At 57.8% G+C, this 23,799-nt stretch carries 18 protein-coding genes and 9 pseudogenes; 11 read left to right on the top strand and 16 right to left on the bottom strand.

Features of this window, described 5'->3' with window-relative positions:
* The first annotated feature begins 250 nt into the window (after positions 1-250).
* Positions 251-1,526, top strand: a pseudogene (locus XH83_RS36480) (DUF2130 domain-containing protein).
* Positions 1,527-1,942: 416 nt separating this feature from the next.
* Here the strand turns inward: XH83_RS36480 and XH83_RS39990 are convergent.
* Positions 1,943-3,154: pseudogene (locus tag XH83_RS39990) on the bottom strand (AAA family ATPase).
* Positions 3,155-3,279: 125 nt separating this feature from the next.
* Between XH83_RS39990 and XH83_RS36465 the strand changes: the two are divergent.
* A pseudogene (locus tag XH83_RS36465) lies at positions 3,280-3,622 on the top strand (transposase); the annotation flags it as partial.
* On the opposite strand, the gene XH83_RS36460 reads toward XH83_RS36465, so the two are convergent.
* From XH83_RS36460 to XH83_RS36430, 7 genes and pseudogenes are all read right to left on the bottom strand, one after another.
* The gene (locus tag XH83_RS36460) at positions 3,532-3,927 is read right to left on the bottom strand and encodes an AAA family ATPase (protein ID WP_164935606.1); all 396 of its coding nucleotides are present in this window, start codon (positions 3,925-3,927) and stop codon (positions 3,532-3,534) included. The pseudogene XH83_RS36465 and the gene XH83_RS36460 sit on opposite strands and share 91 nt — an antisense overlap.
* A 129-nt stretch (positions 3,928-4,056) precedes the next feature.
* Positions 4,057-4,803, bottom strand: a complete 747-nt coding sequence (locus XH83_RS36455; protein WP_128929596.1) for a restriction endonuclease — start codon at positions 4,801-4,803, stop codon at positions 4,057-4,059.
* A gap of 51 nt (positions 4,804-4,854) precedes the next feature.
* Positions 4,855-5,861 (bottom strand): annotated as a pseudogene (locus XH83_RS36450) (nucleotidyl transferase AbiEii/AbiGii toxin family protein).
* Positions 5,854-6,453, bottom strand: a complete 600-nt coding sequence (locus XH83_RS36445; protein ID WP_128955174.1) for a DUF6088 family protein — start codon at positions 6,451-6,453, stop codon at positions 5,854-5,856. Before XH83_RS36445 ends, XH83_RS36450 begins: the two are co-directional and overlap by 8 nt.
* A gap of 179 nt (positions 6,454-6,632) precedes the next feature.
* Complete coding sequence (locus tag XH83_RS36440; protein WP_128929598.1) at positions 6,633-7,049, bottom strand: hypothetical protein; 417 nt, start codon at positions 7,047-7,049, stop codon at positions 6,633-6,635.
* 58 nt (positions 7,050-7,107) lie between these two features.
* Positions 7,108-8,301 (bottom strand): Fic family protein, encoded by a 1,194-nt coding sequence (locus XH83_RS36435; RefSeq protein ID WP_128929599.1) that lies wholly within the window; start codon positions 8,299-8,301, stop codon positions 7,108-7,110.
* 405 nt (positions 8,302-8,706) lie between these two features.
* Complete coding sequence (locus tag XH83_RS36430) at positions 8,707-9,531, bottom strand: hypothetical protein (protein WP_128929600.1); 825 nt, start codon at positions 9,529-9,531, stop codon at positions 8,707-8,709.
* A 56-nt stretch (positions 9,532-9,587) separates the two neighbouring features.
* Here XH83_RS36430 and XH83_RS36425 point away from each other — a divergent pair, with 56 nt between their 5' ends.
* Positions 9,588-10,007, top strand: coding sequence for a GFA family protein (locus XH83_RS36425; protein ID WP_128929601.1), 420 nt, complete (start codon positions 9,588-9,590; stop codon positions 10,005-10,007).
* A gap of 52 nt (positions 10,008-10,059) precedes the next feature.
* Here the strand turns inward: XH83_RS36425 and XH83_RS40335 are convergent.
* Positions 10,060-10,782: pseudogene (locus tag XH83_RS40335) on the bottom strand (CBASS cGAMP synthase); the annotation flags it as partial.
* 313 nt (positions 10,783-11,095) lie between these two features.
* Here XH83_RS40335 and XH83_RS36415 point away from each other — a divergent pair.
* The 5 genes from XH83_RS36415 (at position 11,096) to XH83_RS36395 (ending at position 14,592) form a co-directional block, all read left to right on the top strand.
* Complete coding sequence (locus XH83_RS36415) at positions 11,096-11,287, top strand: hypothetical protein (protein ID WP_128929603.1); 192 nt, start codon at positions 11,096-11,098, stop codon at positions 11,285-11,287.
* 240 nt (positions 11,288-11,527) lie between these two features.
* Positions 11,528-11,785 carry a hypothetical protein gene (locus XH83_RS36410; RefSeq protein ID WP_128929604.1) on the top strand — a complete coding sequence of 86 codons (258 nt, stop codon included), beginning with the start codon at positions 11,528-11,530 and terminating at the stop codon, positions 11,783-11,785.
* Positions 11,786-11,896: 111 nt separating this feature from the next.
* A complete protein-coding gene (locus XH83_RS36405) occupies positions 11,897-12,697 on the top strand; it encodes an SAM-dependent methyltransferase (protein ID WP_194408521.1) in 801 nt (266 codons plus the stop codon).
* A gap of 15 nt (positions 12,698-12,712) precedes the next feature.
* Entirely contained in the window at positions 12,713-12,934 is a 222-nt protein-coding gene (locus XH83_RS36400; RefSeq protein ID WP_128929606.1) for a hypothetical protein, read from the top strand.
* Positions 12,931-14,592 carry a hypothetical protein gene (locus tag XH83_RS36395; RefSeq protein WP_128929607.1) on the top strand — a complete coding sequence of 554 codons (1,662 nt, stop codon included), beginning with the start codon at positions 12,931-12,933 and terminating at the stop codon, positions 14,590-14,592. The genes XH83_RS36400 and XH83_RS36395 overlap by 4 nt, the downstream gene beginning before the upstream one ends.
* A gap of 280 nt (positions 14,593-14,872) precedes the next feature.
* On the opposite strand, the pseudogene XH83_RS39985 reads toward XH83_RS36395, so the two are convergent.
* The 3 pseudogenes from XH83_RS39985 to istA form a co-directional block, all read right to left on the bottom strand.
* Positions 14,873-15,272: pseudogene (locus XH83_RS39985) on the bottom strand (hypothetical protein); the annotation flags it as partial.
* Between the two features lie 211 nt (positions 15,273-15,483).
* Positions 15,484-16,206, bottom strand: a pseudogene (istB, locus tag XH83_RS36390) (IS21-like element helper ATPase IstB); the annotation flags it as partial.
* 8 nt (positions 16,207-16,214) lie between these two features.
* Positions 16,215-17,705 (bottom strand): annotated as a pseudogene (istA, locus tag XH83_RS36385) (IS21 family transposase); the annotation flags it as partial.
* A 115-nt stretch (positions 17,706-17,820) separates the two neighbouring features.
* Between istA and XH83_RS36380 the strand changes: the two are divergent.
* From XH83_RS36380 to XH83_RS36370, 3 genes and pseudogenes are all read left to right on the top strand, one after another.
* Positions 17,821-18,207, top strand: a pseudogene (locus XH83_RS36380) (transposase); the annotation flags it as partial.
* The gene (locus tag XH83_RS36375) at positions 18,204-18,806 is read left to right on the top strand and encodes a plasmid pRiA4b ORF-3 family protein (protein ID WP_128929609.1); all 603 of its coding nucleotides are present in this window, start codon (positions 18,204-18,206) and stop codon (positions 18,804-18,806) included. The pseudogene XH83_RS36380 and the gene XH83_RS36375, both read left to right, overlap by 4 nt.
* On the top strand, positions 18,770-19,117 hold the full coding sequence (locus XH83_RS36370) for a hypothetical protein (protein WP_371746379.1): 348 nt from the start codon (positions 18,770-18,772) through the stop codon (positions 19,115-19,117). Before XH83_RS36375 ends, XH83_RS36370 begins: the two co-directional genes overlap by 37 nt.
* 81 nt (positions 19,118-19,198) lie before the next feature.
* Here the strand turns inward: XH83_RS36370 and XH83_RS36365 are convergent, their stop codons facing one another.
* The 4 genes from XH83_RS36365 to XH83_RS36350 form a co-directional block, all read right to left on the bottom strand.
* Entirely contained in the window at positions 19,199-19,855 is a 657-nt protein-coding gene (locus tag XH83_RS36365) for a GntR family transcriptional regulator (RefSeq protein ID WP_128929610.1), read from the bottom strand.
* A 162-nt stretch (positions 19,856-20,017) separates the two neighbouring features.
* Positions 20,018-21,424: an MmgE/PrpD family protein gene (locus tag XH83_RS36360; RefSeq protein WP_128929611.1), complete on the bottom strand. Its 1,407-nt coding sequence runs from the start codon at positions 21,422-21,424 to the stop codon at positions 20,018-20,020.
* 204 nt (positions 21,425-21,628) lie between these two features.
* On the bottom strand, positions 21,629-22,450 hold the full coding sequence (locus XH83_RS36355; protein ID WP_164933845.1) for a pyrroline-5-carboxylate reductase: 822 nt from the start codon (positions 22,448-22,450) through the stop codon (positions 21,629-21,631).
* A 29-nt stretch (positions 22,451-22,479) separates the two neighbouring features.
* Positions 22,480-23,796 carry an FAD-binding oxidoreductase gene (locus XH83_RS36350; protein ID WP_128929613.1) on the bottom strand — a complete coding sequence of 439 codons (1,317 nt, stop codon included), beginning with the start codon at positions 23,794-23,796 and terminating at the stop codon, positions 22,480-22,482.
* Positions 23,797-23,799 lie beyond the last annotated feature (3 nt).

The raw sequence follows: 23,799 nt of genomic DNA, 5'->3' as shown, positions 1-23,799 counted from the left end.
AGACTAAGTAAAATCGTCGTCATACAAACTCACCTCGGGATCCAAAGTTGACGCGCGTTCCTATTTTGTTCTATTCTGGACTACATTCGTGCGAGGCTGCTCGTGCACGCGTTCGGGTAGATCGACGTGTCGGTGGAAAACCCGCCGGCCAAGGTCGAAATCGACGACGCGTATGTGGACATGAAGTCGAGCGACATCGCAATCACGCACAGATCATGTTGAATCCGGTTGCAACGATGATGGGGAATTCATGAGTTTCAAAGCAACCGGCGCTTCGCACGAGGCGACCCTACATTGCCCCAACTGCAATCACGAGATCCGTCTGACGGAGTCATTGGCCGCTCCCCTCCTCGCTGAAACCCGTCAGCGCTTTCAACAGCAGCTGGCCAGCAAAGATGCAGAGATGGAGCGTAAGACAGAGGCACTGCGGCTGGAACGCGAGCAGGTCGCTAAGGACCGCGAGCAAATCGAGGATCACGTTGCGAAGCGATTGACCGCCGAACGTGCCCAGTTGGTCGCGGCCGAAAGCAAGAAGGCGCGAGAGGCGGCCGCCGCCGAGCTGCAGGCGAAGGAAGCGGAAGCTGCGGAGCTGCGAGCCAACCTGCTTACCAACAACGCAAAGCTTGCCGAGGCCCAAAAACAGCAAGCCGAACTGATGCGACAGCAGCGCGCACTCGAAGAGGAAAAGCGCGAACTCGACCTGACAATAGAGAAGCGCGTGCAGGCCTCAATCAGCGAAATCCAGATCAAGGCCAGGCACGAAGCCGACGAGGCTGCGCGCTTGCGCGTTGCCGAGAAAGACCAGACCATCGAGTCGATGACGCGCACGATCGAGGAACTTAAGCGAAAGGCCGAGCAGGGATCACAGCAATCCCAAGGGGAAGTGCTCGAACTCGAGCTCGAAGATCTTCTGCGCGGACGCTTTCCGACAGATTCGATTGAGCCGGTGGGAAAAGGTGAGCTCGGGGCGGACGTAATTCAGCAAGTAAATGGTGCTATCGGCCAATCTGCCGGCATCATCCTTTGGGAAACTAAACGCACCAAGGCATGGAGTGACGTGTGGCTCGCCAAATTACGTGACGACCAGCGCCGTTCCGGCGCCGACGTCGCTCTGATCATCTCCCACGCGCTGCCGAAACAAATCGAGCAATTTGACCTCGTCGACGGCGTATGGGTGGCTCATCCGCGTTGCGCATTGCCGGTCGCCGTGGCGCTCCGCCAGGGTCTGATCGACGTGAGCAGCTCACGCCTCGTTCAGCAGGGCCAGCAGACCAAGATGGAGCAGGTCTATCACTACCTGACAGGCACGAAGTTTCGACAGCGGGTCGAAGCTGTCGTTGAGAAATTCAACGATATGCGCGAGGATCTCGACAAGGAGCGCAAGTTTATGGGCCGGCCAATGGGCCAAGCGGGAAACCCAAATCCTGGCCGTCATCGATTCGACCGTGGGCATGGTCGGCGACCTGCAGGCAATTGCCGGCAAGGCCATGCCGGAGATTCCCAGCCTAGATGCTCCGCTGTTGTAGAACGCTGTCGAGGCCGAACGGAAAACTGGGTGATCCGTCCCCTACCCTCTTTGCGCTGCATCCAGCGATTGGGCTCGATCGCCATTGATGGCGAATACTAAAGCGGAAAACGATCAGCTGTTGCGACGATAGATAAAGGTGACCGGCTTCAAACGGTCGTTCTCTGGCTTCCACGGACGCTGCAAGTCGATCTTTCCCCCTGATTTCTTGCGTCGGCCCAAGGTGATACCGTGAAGGACAAACAGCACGCAGTCGTGCAGTGGATTCTGCGCGTGCCCTTACTTCGTTCGCCGTCAGCACGATCTGCTCACCAGCCGTCGTGGTCTAGTCGGCCAGGCAACAAGGTCCTTGCCTCCGAACTGGACCACTTTAGCATAGCTGTGTTCTTTGCGCCGGGTTGGAACTGCGACAAGGGTTCATCGGCATAGTCGTTGCAGCCCAGCCAGATGGGTAGGGTCTACGGCCTCCATCATCGCGATCAAGGCCGCCGTGGCAGCCTTACTCTCCTCCAGCGTCATAGAGGAAAACCCGATTAGGTCATCGATGTTATCGGAGTGCGATTCCAGTTGCACGAGACGTTCCAGCGCGGCCAGGCGCTCGCCGTCGAGCGTAGCATGATCTTTTCGCAACTGGCCCATCTTCGAAGCGAAACCTGCACTTCCCGGGCACCGGAACGCTAAGAAAACGTCGAGCACTCGCCGAAGTACATTCGGCATCATGTAGGCGTATTCGTAGTCTGGATCTGCGCTGGCGTTGAACTTCAGGACGTGATCCACCAAGTAGTGGTATTCAGACTCATCCTCACGGAGCAGCTTTGACATCTCAACAATAGCTGTTGAGCGTCCGTCCAGCCCTTTTGGAATTTTGACATCTAAAAACAGGAGGCTTGCCGTAGGCGGGGTCGCTTCGTTGCGAGGTTTGTGGAAACCCTTCCAGGCTTTCTTGAACTCGTTCATGCAGTTTTGGTTGTGTGTCAAAACGAACACCTGAGCTGCATTCCCAAGCCGACTTAAAAGAAGGGAACACGCTTAGTTCAACGCTCTGCTGTCCAGGCTAGAAATCGGATCATCCACGACGAGGATACGGTCCTTGATCGAACGCCCTTCAGCCTCAAGCCTTGAAAGGAAATAGCAGAGTGCGATCGCCGTCTTCTCCCCTTCGCTAGGACTGCTGTCTATCGGCCTACCGCGACGGTGGATTTCATAGCCTTTTTCTACGCTTGCAATAGAAAGTTCCTTGTGGCCAAGGTAGGCCTCGATCAAGCGATTGATTTTCTCCGCAGCCTGACCGTGCTCTTTGATCCGAGATCGCAAGTCCGTGGCTTGCTCTTGAAGTTGATTGTAACTGAGCGTCCTAGCATCAACGTCCGTTTTGGCTTCGCTCACCGCGTCGCACGCGTTCTGAAACTCCTGGGATTTGTCAGCCAAATGGTGGCGCCTCAGAGCAAGACGGGCTTCATCCTGCCGTTGGGTGAATTGCGCGAAGGTCTCGTTGTGCTGCTTGATGGCAGCGTTGAGCGTGCCCACCCAGGCGTTTACCAAGCCCAACGTCACGGCGATCGTCTCGTCGTCGTTCCACGCCAGTTCCTCCCGTAGCGCAATTGTCGGTCGGGCTAACTTTGCGTCGATGGCGGCAACCGCCGGACTGAGAACTGTCTCGACCGCTTCTAGCAGGCTGCTGAAAAAGTCGTTTCGTGAGGCGGCTGGAGTGTGATTCTGTGCATGCGGTTGATTCCTTTCGATTGAGGAACGGGATGCGCGGCGAAGATGAGCATGCGGAACGCCTTTTTAGCTACGTGCGGCTGGAGACCCGGATCCCGGCGGACCATCCGCTGCGAGCGATCCGGGAACTCGTTGATGCGGCGCTGAAGGATTTGTCGCGGTCGTTTGATCGGCTGTATGCCCGCGAAGGACGGCCATCGATCCCTCCGGAGCGGCTGTTGCGAGCGCTGTTGCTGCAGGCGTTCTACACGGTGCGGTCGGAACGGCATGATGGAGCAGCTTGACTACAACCTGCTGTTTCGCTGGTTCGTCGGCTTGTCTGCGGACGATTCGGTGTGGGACGCGACCGTGTTCTGCAAGAACCGCGATCGGCTTCCCTGCCGCAGCTCTGTTGAGACTGTACGAGCATGCGCACGCTTGAAGTTTGCTAGCTGTTGCTCCTTTGCGCGAAAGAGCGCTTCTGCCGCGATCTTGCGTTCGTTGGCAACCGGTAGCGCTGCCTCCTTCTTTGCAAGCTCGGCGGCTAACTCGGCCTGTTCTCGGCCGATGTAGAAGACGGGTTTGGCCCGACCAGCCGACCATTGCAGATTCAGGTCGATGAAATCTTCATTGAAGACTGCAAGGCGATTGCTCAAGCTATTGCCCGCACCCGCCTTTACCGTCGTTCCTTCGCTTGTCACAAACTCGAACTCGCAACCAGCGGGTACCCGCAGCTATACCCGCTACATGCGTGTCGCTAAGCTGAAGTCGGTCTGATCAGTCGGAGACCGACACTGCTTCAACTGTTCGACAGATGGTTCAATGCTGGCTTACTTGTTGCGATCTCTGACCGCGCGGAATTTCGCAATCGCCGCTTCTCCATGGTGAAGTGTGGCGTCGAGAAGATCGCGATAACCCACGGCGCTCATGATATCCGTGGGAAGCCCCTTATACTTCTCGGTGGGATCGGGAATATTCTTGAGCGGCAGCGGTGGATAACTGCTATGGCGGAGAATCCTCGAATAAGTAGCCATCGACATCGCGAACCAGCCGAGGGGATCGAGCTCATCCTTCAATTGAAGATATTCGTTTTGATCGGCCTCAGGCCAATGGGGAAACGAGGGCGGCAGGAACGGCTCGGAAAAGCCCATCAGCGGATCGAGCTTCGCTGTGATCACCGGAGTGAAACAATTTTCGAGCCAACTCGGCTCGAACGCGTTCTGAAACTGATCCCAGGTGACCAACTCGACATTTGTCATCTGCGCGGCATCGCGGGCTCCCGACTGAAAGCCCGAACTCGAGATGATGTAGCCCTTGTGGGCGCCGACATCCGTCATCACGCTGCGAAAGGAATGAACCACGGTTTGGGGAACGGCGGCCCTCCAATGCTTGCACCCACAAAGGATGATGTATTTTCGTCCTTTCAGAGTTTCCTCGGCATAGACGTCGATTTCCGCTTGGCCACGAACAAGCTTCACCTTTTTTTCGATTTCGACGGCAAACCCGCATTCCGCCAAGATGCGTGCGGACTGTTCCTGAAGATCTTGCCAGCTTGAGGGGGTTCTCGATGTGATCATGCGAAAGGCGATTGAATGAACATAGCCGACGATGGACAGGGCGGCGGCGCATCAATGTCGCTCGTTGGCACGCTTCTGCAAATCTGCGCAGCGCATCATCAGACCGGCAAAAGGCATGGCGTCGCCGAGAAGCAAACCGGCATCGACCATCTTCTGATAGTCGGCCTCAAGTTCTTTGCGCATTTCACCGTCAGGGACGAGCTGGAGTTTGCCGGAAACGGCGGCATGATAGTCAATCACGTTGCCGTCCCGATCTTTTGTGCGAAAGAATTTGCTTTTCCAGTCGGCGACTTCGTTTGCGAGATCCTGATCGTCGAATGCAGCCTTGGCATAGCCAGCATCATCAAGCTTCACAAGGTCATGCCAATGGCGGGAGATGCGATCGCCTTTGATGCCTTGGGCGCAAAGGACGTGGACGGCGGTGGCTTTCTCCCAGAAGGTGCGCTGAGGCAGCATGATCTTGGGCGCCGCTGCCGAAAACGATAATTCCGGCAGATAAGATGCTGCGTCGCATGTGACCTGGCGTATCTCGGCCGGCTCGCCGGTTGATCGAGCACCGAATTCGAGTTTGACGGACGGCGCTACATATTCGGAACCTTCGGAGACTTGGTGATAGTCGATATAGATCACATCCGCATCGACGCGGAATTTTACATTCACACCCGTCGCCGCGGCATGTTGCTGTAGAACCGGCAGGGCTTCATCTTTGACCCACACGACTAACTTTTCGCGCGCAGCCTTCGTCCATTTGTCGGCTTGGGCGCGTGTCTCGGGTATCGGGTGATCGCCTTTGGCGAGTTCGGGAATGATCTGACGAACGTCGTAGGTGAGATCGATATCTTCGGAGAAGCGCTGGATGATGCCATAACCTTTTGAGAGCGAGGTGCCGCCCTTGAAAACGAGATGTTCGCCGAGCTTCGTTTCAAACAGGCCCTGCAAGGCCCATACGACCCAACTATCTTTTTCAAGCAAATGAATGGGTCGGCTGAGGCGGTGGCAGCAACGCCAAGTGCCTCAAGCCGATCTTCGGCAGAAAACGTCAGAAAGGATTCAGCCATAGCTTAGCAGCGATTGGCTGATCGATTTTGACATCCACGCAGGCAGAGCGGGGCGCACGGCGATGAGGTCTTGCAACGTTTCCGCCGACAATTTCTGCTTAAGGACCCGCAGCGCATCGTTCGCTTGCCGTTTGCCGAGCCATTCCAAGGCGCGAATGGCTTGCCCGGCAGCCGGCTTTGCCGGAAACAGCATCCATTCTGGCGCATGCTTCACCTCAACGGTTTGTGCGCCGAGCTTAAGCTCCCGGTCAGGACCAGACGTCAGATAGACGAGTTTCGTTGGCACCTGGGTCGTAAGACCAAGTGCGTTTGCAGCTGCTGCCCCGTGCGGGACGATTGTTTCGGCACGCGTGGCAGCGAGCGCTTGGACGACTTTCTCCGCTTGCGGTGCGCGTACACCGAACCGGGTTTTGACCGGCAGGACGTAGAACCCATGAGCAAGGCGCATCAGCTCGTTGCGCTCAGAAAGCCTTTTCAGAGCTTGATCGACCGCTGCACGGCTCCCCAAATGCAAAGCATCCTTAGCACCAATCAAGGCGCCTTCGGGCAATGTTCGGGCATATTCCAGAATGCGCTCAGCTACGGTCTGCATGCCCCTCCTCCTATCTGTCAGAAATAGATAGTGATTTCTGACAGCCTGCAATACTTAGCATGCTTGCCAAGCAAAATCAGCAGGTTAGCTGCTAAATTCATCAAGCAGGTAGGTCGAAACACGCTGGATTTTGTTCCCGAGCGGGCTGATGGATCGCACGCCCGCACCCTAAGATAGTGTCATGAGGAATCCGTCACGCAAGCTAATTCACCGAGGTTCCGATGACCCGAATTGATCGTTACTCGCTGGCTGTCGTGCCGCTCGAACAGCTCTTCAATGAAGAGAGCCTGGACATTGCCATGGGTTTTATTTGGAGCCGAAACGGACGTTTCTATTTGGTCACGAATTGGCACGTCATCACATGCCGGCGATTTCCGACTGGCGAAAACTTGCATAGCCAAGGCGCGCGGCCGAACAGGTTGCGCGTCTTGTTCAATCTGGGATTTCAGCAATTTGGAAAGCAGGAGCACCTGATAACGATACGTGACGACGACTCTCGCCCTTGCTGGCTGATCCACCCGAACCGGAATGTCGATGTCGCTGTGAGGGGGCAGTTTTCCATGGCGCGCGACATGTTTCCTGCGCTCCCGCGGCATTACGGGTGTCTGGGCGCGCTCAGGGGCGTAACGAGTCTCCTACCACTCACTCCCGCAATCACGTTTCCGGGAACAATCGCGGAAACAGCACATCCAAGGCCTCAACCGGAAAGCGGAGCGATACCGCGCCCTTGGGCGTGTCTGATCCGAGCACGCCGTCGGCAAGCACGTCAGCAAGCACGCGACGCGCGGTGCGCTCAGGCAAACCCGTTATCCGGGCGACGTCACCACGCTCGAACTGCCCGCGAACCAGCGCCTCTTCGAGGAGGCGCTTTGCTTCTGGCTTGAGCGTGTCGCTGCGTTCGACATAGGTGTTTAAGCGCGAGCCTAGGTTATCAAGCTCAAACAGCCCGTCCATGAACTTCACCTGATCAAGACAGACCTGGAGAAACCATAGAACAAACTCGTTGAGCGCCTTCAGCGAAAGATTGCCCCGTCCGTCGAGGTCTCCCTGTCGTGACGAGTCCGCCATATCCATCATGCGCTTGTACTCGCTCGGCGATTTGAGGCCTCGGGCGAGGCCGCGCGAAATCGACCATAACCCGTGTGAACCGATGCCGGCCAGCTGGGCCATAGCGTGGCTCATCAAGCGGCTAACGCGGCCGTTTCCGTCAGGAAACGGATGGATGTAGTTGAAGCGGTGATGCGCCGCAGGGATCGCCATGATTCGGCCGGCTGTTTTCAGCGGCCTGAAGGCGTAGCGTTGCTCGAAATAGCGCATAAAGTCGTCAACACGCTCGCTAGATGGCGGAACGTGACGGCCTATCGCAACATCATGCTCAGGCTTCGACCGCCATTCGCCGGGCACCATCATAAAGGTCGTGTCGTTGCCGCGGATTTGGAGCATATCGCCCGGCGCCCCTCGATAGAATTCACGATGCAACCACTTGATAAACTCCACTGAGGCCGGCTCACCGAGCTCGCTGTCGGCGGTAAGGCGATCGATCTCCGTCTGCACGCGTACATGTGCCGCGGCCTCCAGCTGAAGGTTGCGACGGCCCTCGTCTTGGTCAAGCTCCCCCTCGAGCGCGCGAGCAATGTCCTTTGGCCGCGTGTTATGGCCCTCGATGAGGTTGCTGTAGTAGGTGTTCATCAGCCGCACCAAGTTGGCAAGGTTCGCAGCTGTGCGCTGATGAAGCCCGACACCGAGCCTGGCCGAGGCTGCCGACAGGTCGGCAACCACATCCGCGATGGCCTCGGACGTTTCCTCAAGCCGCGCCGGCTCAATGCGCTGGGGTGTTTCTATCGCCATTGGCCGATCTTATCGCAAATTAACTAGCTGATTTTACGCATGAATTTCCAAATTACAACCGAATTTGGCCCATTTATTGGCCGATCTCCGATTGCGCTTTCGTGACCGCTGGAACTTTCATTCAAGGCATTGACTTTAAAGCATATTTTAGACCTTTAACGTTTCGATTGGCCGGTATTTTGGCCGGTCCTGCGATCTCTACATGAAAGGTTCTTCATAGGCAGTCCTCTCACCCAACGGCCCTCCTCGCTGGCCGGTACATACATATGCCTCGCCGCCCACTACGAAAAATACCAGTCCCGACGTACTGGGATGTTTATAATCTTCGCGCGACATATTCGGCAAACTCGCGCGCCGTGACGTGCGGATAGCGGCCATGACGGCGAGTGCTGCGCTGCGGCGTTCCTACCCGAGTTCGTGCATCGGCCACGGTCTTGGGCAAACGCCTGCGTGGCGCTGACCGATGACGGTAAGGAGGCCAAGTAAAGCGCTGCCGCAGACATCACGTTCGCCGATTTGAAGCGAGCCGGCGTCCGCTGGGGCCGCACTTGGGTCGATGCCCGCGTTACTGTCGTTCGAACCACTGTTGCTCCCCCGAGCGGTTACTCGCGCCCAGAAGAACACGTCGTCGAGGTAGTTCAACGGCAATATCTCGGAGAGTGTCACCCGGTCTCCGGGCTTCAATTGGACGCGCGCGGGCGAGTAGTAGGCGGATCCAGACTCGACGACCGGACAATCGGATCGGAGGTTGACTGCGATATCCGGGGAAAGCCTCGTGCCCATCAAGAATCCACGCTTATCTGCGTCGAGGAGTATCTGCAGAGTACTCAATCCGAAAGGCATGTCGGGCGTATTTTTGGCGAGCCGAGCCGAACGTTTTCCGAGAAAGACGCACCCTGAAACCGCGATTTCGATAGCATCTACGGCCGTGCTCGTCGGCCTGGTTCCGCCGAGCTCGGCCATGCTCGGAATGGCTTTTCGCGCGATCGGTGACGCGGTCGGACCGCTGAGGATCGATGCGAAGCGCGTCACCGGAATTGCGATGCCTTGCGTCGCGCTGCCCGGCTGGTTGGTCGCTTCGATCATAAGTCCGATCACCCGGCCATCCGAATCCAGCACCGGCGAACCGCTGTCCGATCGGACGTAGTCGCCGGACAAAGTTATCTTGTCGGCGGTCTCATCGAGAACGCGCGCGGCCTGGGCCGTCGCTTTCGCACTCTCCTCGCGCAACTAATCTGCTAGCCTAGTGCTTTGCAGTGAGTCTCGGACGACGATGGGGAATTACTATGGTCTACGCAAGGTGCAACTGTGGTGCAGTCATGCTCTCGCTCCCGGAAGAACCGTCCAAGATAGTCGTTGCTTGTCACTGCATCGACTGTCAACGTCGAACAGGTGCGCCGTTCGGCGTGGGAGCATATTACCCCGCGGAGGTTGTTACCGTCTCAGGAACTTCAAAAGAGTTCGCACATGCCGCTGCAAGCGGCGGGGAAATGCATAACTATTTTTGTCCGCAGTGCGGATCAACGGTCTATTGGAAAGTCACCAGCTTGCCTTCGATGATCGGTGTTGCAGTCGGCGCGATGGCAAATCCAAAGTACCCAGCTCCCGGCATATCGGTTTTTGAGAAATCGAAACACGACTGGGTTCAAATTGAGGGTGCCGTAAAGCACTTTCGGGAAAACTACCACCCGGAAAATTCAGGCTGAAATCTCGCCCCGCGCCGACGAGGTGATTGACGCGTCGAACTTGCGGTCCGAGGTCGGCCACCGCCTGCTTAAACCAATCTTCGAGCAGACGAGGGTCGGATTCGATCCACTTGCCTTCCCGAAGAGCGAGCCGGAGTTCGTCCTGATTGAGGCGCTCGTATATCTCGTCATCGAGCGTCTCTGCATCAAGAAACAGCGCGCTGTCAGCCCGCTTGGTCAATGCGGCGTCCTCGGCCAGCCGAACGAACTCCTGATCCGGGATCGCGTACAGCGGAAGGTCGATGTAAGCTTTGCTGTCGAGGACGACGCGGACGCATTTTTTGGCTCGTCTATCCAACGTCCATTTTCGTTTTTCGCAGAGCGGCGCAAGGACCGTCTCGACCAACCGGTAGTAACCTGCGGCCGCGATCACGGGGTTTCCCGTCTTGGCGAGAAACGAGACCGGAAGGTAAACGCCATCGTCGTAATCAATCTGCTGCGGCGGATGTGCCGGATCATTGAGCGTGCGATACGCGGGCGAGGCACTACCCTGCATACGGAACTTCAGACGCAATCGAGGTTCGGTCGCGCCCTTCCGAACGGCAGTCGTTTCCATAACCAAACTACGATCCGCGAAGCGTTGCCAATCCGAAAATCCAGCCTTAAGCGTCTCTCGGATCTCGTCACGTGCCTTGCGGAGCTTTCCCTCGCGCGGCTCCGGTACCGTGAGCCGGGCGAGATAGTCGTTCTCGGTCGCCGCGTCAGTGAATGCGCGATGCAAGTTGAGTAGAGCCATTATCACCCCCAAATCGAGCGGAATATCAACAAAATGTGGTGGGCTGCTGCCCAGACACGAGAGGTGACGTGAACAAATAGGGTCCCGCCGGAACGCGCCTTCTTTCCCAGTTAAAAATGCGAGAGGATTCGGTCTTCCGGTGGGCAAGCCGTGGTTTGTAACAAAACTTCAAAAAAATATAAGTGATTTCAATACGATCTGGCAGAGAGAGTGGGACTCACCCCCTTTCGGGGTCGCGGACCCCTTGTTTACAAGCCTAACCTTCATTTTCAGGGGTTCTTGTACGGCCGGTCCCACACCGAGGTGCTCCACCATGTCGAATTTCAAGATGCCCAAGCCGATCAAGCGACCGACCTCCGAGAACTACTGGATCCGCAAGAAGGTGCCCCTGGTCGGCAAGACCGAGCTCTGGGCCACTCTGGGGACCAAGGACGAACGCCAGGGCCAACATCAAGATCGGCGCCGTCAACGTGGCCATCGAGGCTCAATGGGCCCGCCTGCGTGACGGGGCTGCCCGGGCGGCGAACTCGACCGAGGTAAGTGGCGACCCGCGCCAAGCTCAAGAAGCCTCTGTTCTACGATCCGGAACGTCGTCGCGGCGGAACGGTCAGGGCATCCTCAATTCCACAAGCTCGCGGAGCGGATCGGCGAATGGGTTCACGGTCCCGGAATCAACATACCCTACGACGTGAAGCCCAACCACGGCTGGCGCCATCTGTTCAAGAGCGTGGCGAGGCACGTCAAGATGGACCGCGAGGTCGAAGGCTTCATCACCGGCCACCGTCCCAAGGACTCGAACGCGGGCAACGACTACGGAGACTGCTGGATCGAGACGATAGCGGCCGAGATCGAGAAGTACCCGCGCTACGACATCGCCGCTCTTGATCATCCCCCGGTGCCGCACAAGCGCCGCGGGCGGACCAACTTCGACGTCGCGATCGCGAAGGTGGCGAAGGAAGGGCGCAAGGCAGCACGCGCGAGCCGGAACTCTGGTGCTGGCTAGGCGACAGAGGAGAGCGGGTGGATGGGGCAAGCGGAATTCGCTTCCCAATTTCCGGATTTCTCCGGGCAGGAGTAGCGGATAGTGAAGGAACTGGGGTAAAAACGACCTGTGATGTCGCAAAGCTGTCCACCTTCGCCGGAGTACCCGCCGATCAAGACCGCCGATCTCTACCTCATCGGATGCGGAATCCTGCCTGCGCGAGACGTCACTTTGGAAGCGCTCTCGATCCTGCGTCAGGTGGTCTCATATACGACGCTGCCAAGCCCCAATCTCCGGTCGTTTCTCGAAAGCAACGGGCTTGATTTCGTCAACATCGAGCACCTCTACGAAAAAGGGAAAGAGCGAGCGAAGATTTACGCAGATGTCGCCGCCCATATTTTCGAAAAGGCGACCAGGGAGCGTCCGGTCGCGTATTTGACCTACGGGCATCCGATGTATCTCGACGAGCCCGTTCGTTTGATGATAGCCGGCGCACCGGCAAGAGGTCTGCGGACGCACGTCGTACCAGGTGTCTCATTCGTCGATTCCATCATCGCACGATTGCCGCTTGTGGTCGGCCCGGCCGGCTTCCAGGTCATCTCGGCCGATCCCTTGGTCGAAGGCACAGCCTCGATCAATCCGTGGCGATCGACCCTCGTCGCGCAAATCGGCAGCTTTCGGATCCCCACCGCAGACGGCGAGCAGGCATTGGCTCCCGCATTGCTGGCACCATTGATGGAGCGGCTGCTCGAGCAGTATCCCGCCGACCACCGCATAACTTTTTGCGACCTCGATGAGAGCGGCGCGGAGCCGCTGTTTCTGACCGTTCCGCTTTGCGCTTGGAGCCTGGCGGCGGATGGGGTAAATTACGCGACGACAATCTACATTCCGCCGATCGACCCCGCCAATGGCGGTCGCGAGAACGGCTTTTGAAACGGGACGTTTGCCATGACTACCGGCCCACTTGAGCGCGTGCTCGCCAGAGCGAAGGAGTTGCTGCTGACGGCGCCCGACGATTGCGCCCGTGAAATCAGAGCAATGCCGGAATTCACACAGCTGTCATCAGCCGAGCGGTCGGCTGTCGCGCAGTTGCCCGTGCGCGAGATCGCCGGTTTCCTGGCGACCGCCGATATCAGGCGTGTGGCGTCACGGAAGGCTGCGCAGGCTTGACGCAGACAGGTGAGCCCGAACAGGACTCACCCCCGCCGTACCGCGAAGTCTACGCGGCGGCGATTATGCCGTTCTTGTACCAACCCAATATTCATGAGTTTGGGGGATGCGGGAGCACGAAGCACTTCACGCGAGTAAAGTCTGAAAAAAAGACGGCCAAGGCAGCGACGTCCCCCCAGCAGACGCCCGAAGCGGCGACACCAAGCTGGGTCAAGGCATTCGGCAAAGCTAGAGACAACATCTACAAGGCGCAACCGGCTTGGCGCGAGGTCACTCAGTTCAGCATCGAGGTGCCGATCGAAAAATTCGACCTCTATAAACAAGAGCTTGAAGAGAAGCCTGATAGAGAGGAGGCTAAAAAGCCGCGGAAATTTCCGATTGAGAATCCTCGCTTCAGGGCGATCGTTTCACTCTTCCCTGGGACGGGCGTCGGCACGATCGCCTTCTGGCTGAAAATCGGGTCAATCCATGCGTGCGATGCTTTGCAAGCGGTTGACCTCTTCAAGCTGACCGACCCCGCTGCGGCTTTCGGCTGTCTGAAGGTGGCTCACAGGTCGACCCCCTTTGAGCAGGTCTCGGACCTTGCAAAATTTTACCTGCAGATGTTCCGGGAAGAATCTCCGGCCTTATTCACCGAGCCCCCCGAGCGTCCTGCGGTTCATCCCGAGCTGCGACGATGGAACGAGACCTATAGGCAAGTCTTGGAACGTGCCCGAGCCTACTGGGCCAGATTTCAAGAGAAGTATCCGGATCTTTCGCGCGACTTCAAGGAACCAAGTCAAGAGGGTGATGAACAAGACCCGTCTTTCTCCTATCCTTTCTTGTACGTTTCCTCCGTCGCGGACACGAGAAATGCGGCCGACCTCAAAGAGGGGAAAACAGGGCAGGAGATCGTTTCGATCAACAACCGCTACCGCCTCTTGGACCAAACCATTGCGGCCTCCGAGGTCGAACAGGCGTTCGAGGCCAATCTACTACAATACGACTATGGGGTGATCCTGGTCTCGCGTGCGAGCACGGTCGAAATCCATGCGGAGATGCCGTTCTCAAGGCCGAAGGCCGGGCAGACGGTGCAAGACTCGATTCTCGACGACCTCTTCCAGTTGATGCTCCTCGCCGAGGTCCCGGTCATGCAGTTGTTTTCGCTGCAGCACGTGAATTTACGACTAGGGAGCGATCTCGAGAACGTTCGGACCGAGTTGCATCCTAGGACTTGGCGTAACCCGCTCGCTGTAGCCTTAATTTCGCTGGTGGCTCTCTTTGTTGCAGTAGTCATCATTTACGCATCTGTGCGGGCATCGTGGCCGCTAACACTTTTGAGATGGCCAGCGAGGCTTTTGGAAGTTTGCGCTTCCATCCTCTTCTGGCTGTCGATCTCGGTGGTCGCTTTCAGCTTAGCAGAACCGCTTTGGCAGAATTTGCTGCAAAAGCGGAAGTTCATGAACTTGATCAGCCGCTTCGGCACTGTGTGGGTAGCCGGTGAAGTGATCTACGGTCGATTCAACGATGCCTACCAAAGCGCGTTTCCGATCGCCCAACTGACGAAGAGTTACGAACAGAAGCAGGCGACACTCGATTCGCTGCTTGAGTCCGGGTTCCGTCTATTCGTTACGGTCGTAGGCCTGCTGGTCGGGCTGTTCACTGCGCTTGTTCGATGAGCACAAAGGCGCCGGTCTCGTCTCAGCGAATCCTCCTCGCCGACGATGGCACAGAAAGCATCTTCTCGGCGCCGGAACGACCAAGCTCGCTTACAAAGCCGCACGCCTGATCGCCTGGGCAGACGACACTGGAGGCTCTTGCGGAGCAAGGGGTCGACCGCGCGCTCGACCTCGGTCCGGGACACGCGCTGGCCCAGATGATGCAGAGCACATTCCCCTCGATCCGATGTTATGCTTCCGACGGATTCCACAGCATCAATGGTCTGCGCGACTGGATCGCCTTCAGGAAAGCGATCTCGTCCTCGGACGCTGTCTCGCAGACGTCGATGTACCCAGGATTTGGACCGACCGTCGCTGCCGTCGCTCCCGCGATAGCCGCGCCTCTTGAGTAAATCCTTGAGATCGAACGGGGATTGCTCCGCCCACACCCGCAGCGTCGGCTTGCGGGCGGTCCCGAGCAGGAGCGCGAGAGCAGGCTCTCCTGTTGTCGGCAGGTCGATCGAGAGGATTTCCAATAAAGCGTGGCAATCGTCGACCGCGCGATGCGCATGGTGGAAGAGGCCGGCACCGTTCAACAGGTAGCCGAGACGCGACCCCTCGAAGCCATGCTTCCGCCAGTCGACCTCGGTAGCCGAGCATCCCCAAGCCTTCGTCTCGAAGACCGGCCAACAGCGCGCCGCCATCTCTGCTGCGAATTGCGCCAGCCACGGCAGATCATACCGCGGTTTCATGAAGAGCGGCGATTTGCCTGTCAATCGGCCTGCAAATTTGACCCCTCATCGGCGTCCAATTTTGACCCCTTCGTGCGGCGGGCTTTGCTGGTAGCGCTCGTCTCGTCGGAGCTGGCCGGGATAGCGGAGGCGAGACGAGCGCGGTGGCGTGATCGTCGTCTCGGCTCTTGAACCGCCAGCTATCGTTGCCGGTTTCGACAATGTCGCAGTGATGGGTCAATCGGTCGAGCAGCGCGGTGGTCATTTTGGCGTCGCCGAACACGCTCGGCCATTCGCCGAAGGCGAGATTGGTGGTCACGATGACGGAGGCGCGCTCATGGAGCCGGCTGACGAGGTGGAAGAGAAGCTGGCCACCGGACTGGGCGAAGGGCAAATAGCCGAGTTCATCCAGCACGATGAAGTCCATCCGGGTCAGATGCTCGGCGAGCCGTCCTTGCCGTCCGTTGCGGGTCTCGGTCTCGAGGCGATTGACGAGGTCGACGACGTTGAAGAAGCGGCCACGGGCACCGGATCGGATGCAGCTTCTGGCGATGGCAATGGCCAGGTGGGTCTTGCCTGTGCCGGTGCCGCCAACCAGCAAGACGTTGCGTTGTTGGGCGATGAAGCCGCCGCCAGCGAGATCATTGACGAGAGTCTGATTGATCGGCGTGCCGTCGAACTGGAAGTCGGCGATGTCCTTGGCCAACGGCAGCTTGGCAATGGTGAGCTGGTATTTGATCGACCTGGCTTGCTTCTCGTTGATCTCGGCGTTGAGCAGGTCGCCGACAATGCGCTGAGGTTCGTGCTGGCGCTTGACGGCAGTTGCCATGATCTCGTCGAAGGCAGCCTTCATGCCGTAGAGCTTGAGTTCGCCCATGAGGTCGAAGATTTGGGTTCGTTCCATCAGATGGTCCTCCGGAGGTTGTCGTAGCGGGCACAATCGGCGATCGGCGCATGACGGAGCGTCAGTGCGGCCGGCGTCATGATGTTGGCCGGTGGGGCGGGTTCACGTTGACGGGCCAAGATATTGAGCACGACATCGGCGGAATGGACGCTGTGACTGAGCGCTTCGGCACAGGCCGCTTCCACCGCGGGCAGACCGTCAGTCAGCACCGCGTTGAGGATGTCGATCATTTGCCGATTGCCATCGTCCGTGCTGGCAAGTTTGCGCCGGATCCGCTCGATCGCGGCCGGCAGCACCCAGTCTTTGAAGGGAGCACCGTTGCGCAAGGCGCCGGGTTTGCGGGCGAGCACCGGCACGTAATGCCAGGGGTCGTAGACGGTATCGCCGCGGCCAAAGGATCGCGGGTGCTCGGCAACGATGCGTCCATCCTGACGGATCACGATGCGATCGGCATAGGCTTGAACCTCGACCGGCCGTCCGACTGCGCTGGCTGCGACCGAGTACTTGTTGTTGTCGAAGCGCACCAGGCAGGTCTTCGAGACCGATGCCGTCACCGCATGGAAGCCGTCGAAGCGGCCAGCATAGGGAACGAGTTTGGGGCGTTCGGCTTCGAACACTTCCCAGATCGTCTGATCGACCAGCTCCGGATGGCGATGAGCCTTGGCGTAGGCGATGCATTTGTCGAGCAGCCAGGCGTTTAACTCGTCGAGGTTTTTGAACCGCAGCCGCGGCGTGAAGAAGCGTTCCCTGACCAGCCCGACCTGGTTCTCGACCTGCCCCTTCTCCCAGCCCGACGCTGGCGTGCAGGCGACCGGATCGACCAGATAGTGGCTGCACATCTGCAGGAAGCGGCGATTATAGAGACGCCCTTTACCGACGAAGATCGTCTCTACGGCGGTCTTCATGTTGTCATAGATGCCGCGGGTGCAGGTGCCTTTGAACAGCGCGAACGAACGGTCGTGGGCGTCGAACACCATCTCCTGCGTCTCCCGCGGATAGGCCCGCACGAACAGCATGCGGCTGTGACAGAGCCGAACATGGGCGGCCTTCACCATCACCGTGGTGCCGCTCAGCAAGACCACCTCGTGGCTCCAGTCGAACTGGTAAGCTTCGCCTGGGGCAAAACTCAGCGGGACATAAGCGGCTGCGGTCGATTGCCCGCGTTCCTTGCTCCAGCGCCTGGCGTAACGCCGCACCGCATCGTAACCGCCGTCGTAGCCGCGGCGGCGCAGCTCTTCGAAGATCCGGATCAACGTCAGCTGTTCACGAGCCGGTTTGGCCGCGTTCGCCGCCAGCAATCCGTCAAGCTCTACTGCCCATCGGCCCAGCTTTGGCCGCGGCTGCACCTGCCGCTCGTACTCGAAGGAGGTCTCTCCCGACCTCAGCACCTTCCGGACCGTGTTCCGCGACACCTTCAGGTCACGGGCGATCTCCTTGATCGTCTTGCCCTTGATGAAGTGCTCGCGCCGGATCCGGGCAATCGTCTCCACGATCAGCATCCCCCACCACCTGCTTCGTTCCAAAGCAGGCAGCGCAACAGACCAATCTGTAGGGGGTCAATTTTGGACGCCGATCCCCCGGCTTAGGGGGTCAATATTGCAGGCCGAATGACAGTTTGAGGCCAAGCTTGATCACCTTGCACCGAAGAGCGACACGGCGAAGGCTTTGCGTTACGCGCTGCGTCATTGGAACGGCCTGGCGCTCTACCTTGATGACGGGCGCATCGAATTGGACACGAATGCTGTCGAGCGTGCGATGCGGCCGATCAAGCTCAACGCCAAGAACTCCCTTTTTGCCGGTTGCGACGAAGGTGCCGAGAATTGGGCATTGCTGGCTTCGCTCATTGAGACCTGTAAGCTCAATGGCGTCAGTGCCGAGCACTGGCTCGCTGACGTTCTCGCCAAGCTCGTCAATGGTTGGCCTGCGGCGCGGTTGGACGAACTGCTTCCCTGGGCGTCGACCTATACGATGCATACACTTGATCCGAGGCTGGCGGCATGAACCTGAACACGACCGCGGTCCGGATCAAGGTGACCCTCAAGGATGTGAAGCCGGCGGTGATGCGTCGCCTCGTCGTACCCGTCACCTTGCGCCTTGATCGGTTGCATCTGACGCTTCAGGAGGCATTCGGCTGGACGAACGGTCACCTCTTCGAGTTCTTCGCTGGCGATGTTCATTGGGGAATTCCTGATCCCCACAACGATTACGGCCACCAGCCCATGGATGCGAGCAAAGCGCGCCTCTGCGACATCGTTCGCGAGACCGGCGCCAAGACGATCCACTATCTCTATGACTTCGGCGACAGCTGGGACCATGTGATCAAGCTCGAAAAATGGTTCGAGAACACCACGACGGAGGGACTTCCCTTCTTGCTCGAGGCCGCCGGTCGTTGTCCTCCGGAAGACGTAGGCGGTGCGCCGGGTTATGCCGAATACCTCGAAGCCATCAGAGACCCCGCCCATCCGGACCACGAACATATGCGCCTCTGGGGCCCGGGGCGGTTCGATCCCAACGTCGTCGACCGGAAGGCGCTCGAAGCCGCCGTCAACGCGTTGTCCGACATATGGAAACCGCGGCGGCGCGCTACGCGAACAAAATAGGCGTCAAGCGCCATTCAAAAGGGCCGCAGAGCTACACTTACCATGAATCCGAAGGTAATGCTGTTCGACGAGGTCCTGCCGCGCTCGATCCGGAAACAAAGAAGGAGGATCTGGTCACCATTCGCGATCTCGCCGCAGAAGGCATGACCTGCATTCTCGACACCTACGAGATGGGCTTCGCTCGCGAAGTGGCGGATCATGGCTACTGCACCGATGGCGGCGTCATCGTCAAGCACGGTGCACCAAGTTCGATCTTGGGTACGCCACGCGAAGAACGGACCCGGGTATTTCTCGATAAAGTACTGGGTTGATCTAACCGCCGCAGTATGAAGATTCAGGAAACGCCGGTGGCGTGAAGGAAAGTACGCTTTCCGCGCCAGCAATAGGAGCGCTCACCGACTCCTACGGCGCTGCACCATGAGCGCCTTCTTGGTGTTAGAGATATGTGCTTCGAGAAGATCGACGGCCTTTTCAACGTTCCCGGCGCGGCAAGCTTTTAAGATATCCACATGCTCTTCTTGCGGCGTTTTCTTGCCTGACGCCATAGAGACTTGTGCCCGGACGAACAAGCTCACCTGCCCGTAGTTGCCTTCGATAAGAGACAGCAATCTAGGTAGATTACAGGGGATATAGAGGGTTTCGTGAAACTTCCAGTTCATCTCCGCCCATTGAGCGGGGTCGCTTTTCTTGTCGTATTCCACGAGAATACGTTTGGCCTCATCAAAATCACTCTGAATCATATTAGGAATGGCTAGACGCAACGCGCGGCACTCCAGCGCAATGCGAATTTCCATCAATTCGATCACCTCGGCCGAAGTGAATGAGACTACCTTGGCGCCCCGATTGTTTAGGAGCGTGACCAGACCCTCCGCCTCGAGGTGTCGCAAGGCCTCCCTTACCGGAATGCGGCTCGTTCCGAATTTGTCCGCCAATTCCTCTTGGCGAAGCTGCTCGCCGGGGGCGAATGTCCCAGCAAGAATGTCAGCCCGGAGAAGCTTTCTCACCGTCTCAGTCGCCGAAGGCCTTTGTTGATTGTCCAGTTCTGTCACAAACTTCGCCTCAAATGTATCCTCTTTGCCGAAATTATATACAAAAGGAGGACGAAAGCAATTCGCTCACCCGAACATCAAGCGTTTCTGGGCCTTCCGACCTCCGTTGTTCTCCCTAAATACCCACCACCAGCAGATGTTGATTCTGACAGATTGTATTGACTACTCATCCAGAAGGCTATCGACTTCCGACCACTGCACAGTTTCGAGTTTCATCAGCATATTCCAAAGATCCCTGGCTTTCGGCTTTCCAACAGAAAGCGCTGCACACGTTTCGAATTTTCGTCGGAGCCTTTCAGGCGGAGCCGGATATTGATGGTTGCCGACCGCCACGCTTTGCCGCTTGAGATGGATCTTCCCCGACTTGTGAACCGCTTCGATTTCGGTAAAGGCGGCTCCTTTGGTATAGACCTTTTCGAACTGCTCCTTGGTTGACAGGTCGGGATGAACATAGGCATTGACTTTGCCCATGCGGCCGCGGATCTCATTTCCGGCAACGGACTGGTCGGAAAAACTCCCAAGCGTTACGTCGCCATGCGCCAATGCCGCCGCTATGCAATACGGGATGCTGAACCTCGCCTGCAGTGCATCTTTCGGATCGTTGTATCGCATTAAATTCAAAGCATGGTAGCTGACGCCCACATTGATGACCTCGAGGTCGTCCGCCACGATTTCGCCACTCGCAATACCCTCCGTTACAAGATCCAGGGCCGGATGTACAAGCGAGCATGTCGGATAAAGCTTGGGGTTATTGCGGATGAGTTCGAGGGATAGGCCAAGATCGCGGATTGCTTCGTCCGCGTTCAGCTTTTCTGGATCTGTAAAGAGATCGAAAAACCCCTCGTGCCCCTCGATCGCATTAGGGCTTGATCGCATTCCGGCCTTAGCAAGTTTGGCGGCAAGGACGCCGTTCTGCGCTGCGAATCCTGCATGTAGCGGTTTGGTCATGTATCCGAAGTTTTGACGTAATCCAGATGCAAGCGAGGCTGCAATTCCGAAGGCTTCTAGCATGAGCTTGCCATCAAGCCCCAACAGGTTTCCGGCGGCAGCGGCAGCTCCGAATGTCCCGAGCGAGGAAGTTGTGTGCCAGCCACGACCATTGTGTTCATAGGTTACGGCGATGCCGAGACGGCCTTCCATCTCGACACCGGCCGCATAGGCCGCAATGATATCTGCACCCGAAGCTGCCAGTTCGTCTGCGAGCGCAAGGATAGCGGGCAATACTGGGGCGGATGGATGCCCCACCATCGCATAATTACCGTCGTCGAAGTCATGCGCATGAGCCATAGCGCCATTGGCCAGAGCAGCATTTCGAGCTGTCGTTCGCAGCGCAGTATTCCAGACACGTGCCTTTCCTGGTTCTTCGGCGAAGAACCCGCCCATGACTCCCGCAACTTCCTCAGCTTTCGCCGCTAGGGCAACAGACAACGTGTCGGCAATGCCCCTCTTTGCGGCCTCGACGGCGGCAGCGGACATTGATTCGAACTTCAGCTCCGCGCAGAAGTCAGCAAGGATGCGGCCGACTTCCGGTCGCTGCTTTTGAGAGTCTGACGCTCTTTTCGCGTTCATTTTGCTTCCTTTTGCTTATCTATCGATTATGCCGACCAGACGTTTTTGTCCGGCCAATTCGGTTCGAGCTCGATTGGCATAGGTCCGCCATTTTTCAAATCGCGCCTTCGGTGCGCGGCAGCGCGATCCGGCCGCTTACGCATCCAGTTCGGCGAGAATTCGCCGTACACTTTCGAACCTCCCAATCGTCTTGCGATCCCAAATCTAACTTTTTCTTAGTTCGACACTCCGTCGATACGCAGCGCTGGTTGCAGCGCGTACTATCTTGGGAAGGGCCCCCTCACGCTCCATTTCGATCACGCCAGCCTCAGTGGTCCCTCCCGGACTTATGACGGCTCGCTTGAGCTCGGAAGGCGAGCGCGGATCAGCTGCTAACATCGCCGCCGAACCCAACATCGTCTGCGCAACGAGCAACTGAGCGAATTCTGTATCAAAATCCAGCCTCGCCAGCCGCTTGCGCCGCTGCTCAGCAAAAGCGAAAATATAGCGAGGCGCGCAGGCGTAGAACGGCATAGCCTTGTCAATCAATGCCGCGTCCACCACCCATTCAAATTTGCCGACTGGCGCGAAGACTTGCTCTACGGCCGTTTTTGCCGAGATTGGAAACGTCTGCCCGGTTACGCCGAGGCTCGTCCCTTGACCAACAAACGCAGGAAGGTTGGGCATAACGCGCGCCACTCTCGCACTGCCGCATACCTCCATTAATCGCCCAAGCGGCATGCCGGCCATAACCGAAAGAACCGGACTCTCGGCCAGCAAGCGTCGATGTCCATCAGAGAAAGTTGCAACATTCTGCGGCTTCACCGCCAATACGAGCAGATCGTAGCCTGATGATGAACTCGGAGCGTCCGGCAAGATTGATACGCCTTGAAGACCACGCACAGCGTCTTCCACTCGGCCGACATCCGGATCAACCAAGATCAATTTTAAATTAGGTAGTGCTTGGCGTACTCCTCGGATAAGAGCCGAACCCATATTTCCCCCGCCGAAGAACAGCAGTCGAGTGGACTCCTTCATCACCACCATTTCCCTATCCTGCTGGTCCAACTTTGAGATCAGGTTGCATCTGCACCGGCACGGAATTCCTCGTACATTGCCGTGCCACGCACGCCGACGAATCTGAATGGCTCGGGCGGCAGCCATCCGGGACGGCCGAGCGGTCCAGTCACCGTTTCTTGTGCGACTTTGCCGGCGACTAGTTCGGCAAGACGGCGCCCCAATGCGGTACCTTTCGCGACACCAGAGCCGTTATAGCCGGCACTTATAAAAAGCCCCTGCTCCAGCTCTCCCCAAAATGGAGCGCCTCCACGCGTGACGTCGGTAACTCCGCCCCATACGTATTCGAAGTCGATATCCGCAAGATGCGGATAACGACGGCGAAACCGATCGAGCAATCTTCGTCGGATTACGCTCTCCTTGAGCTCGGCCTCATAGGAATAGAGGCTGCGGATCATACAGCGTCCGTCGGAAAGTCTACGAAGGGTGCTACCACCGGCCCGTTGGGCCGACGTCATGCCCCATTCCGGAAGACTACCGAGCAGACGTGCCCTGTTGCCCAGCCTTTCCGTCACGCCCACATAAGTAAATAAGGAAACCAACCGATCTTTGCCGTATCCCAGCAGCTTAACAAAGGCATTGTTGGCCAGGATGACGTTCCGCGCGGATATCCGCGCCTGCGGACAAGTCAAGTGCCAACGCTCACCTACTTTTTCGATGTTGCTGACAGTGGTTCCTTCATGAAAGACAATGTCAGAAGGTAGATGATCTGCCAGACCGCGCACGAGCGCAGCCGGCTGAAATAGATGTGTAGACTCGGATCGAATGGCCAACCGATAAAAGCATGTGCCGGTTAGCTCTTCCAAAGCATCTTGTTTGTAAACCGGAAGCGTGCGGCCCTGTGTCGATGCGCTCTCGCTCATTCTCAACAGAGCCGCAGCGGCTCGCTCGCTTACAGCGGCCTTGAACGAACCGACCTGTCGAAGCCCGCAATCGATCCCGTACCGGGCCACGAGGTCTTTCAGCCAAGCCAAACCCTCGGCATCAAATACGGCTATGACGTTCTGTTTGCTTAGAGCATCGGCTGAGGCGTCAGCTCTGCTGGCCGATGCCATACTCACCGTTGGCAGATCGCTGCCAGAAAAGCCGGAATTCCGACCTGAAGCATTCTCGCCAACTGTTCCGCCGTCAATGATGAGAATATCAGTTTCGGGTTCCAGCTCTTTGAGCCTTCTTGCAACAGCGAGCCCAGTGAAACCTGCGCCTACAACGGCATGATCGACGCTCAGCTTTCCGTTGAGGGCGGGCCGGCAAATGCGAGGCGGTAGCATCGCGTTCCAACCGCTTCGCATCTGATACGTGCTTGCGCGATACATATC

The sequence above is a fragment of the Bradyrhizobium sp. CCBAU 53351 genome (genome assembly GCF_015291745.1).
Lineage (GTDB): Bacteria > Pseudomonadota > Alphaproteobacteria > Rhizobiales > Xanthobacteraceae > Bradyrhizobium.
Note: the sequence above shows the minus strand (reverse complement) of the source record. Positions and strands in the feature narration are given on the sequence as shown.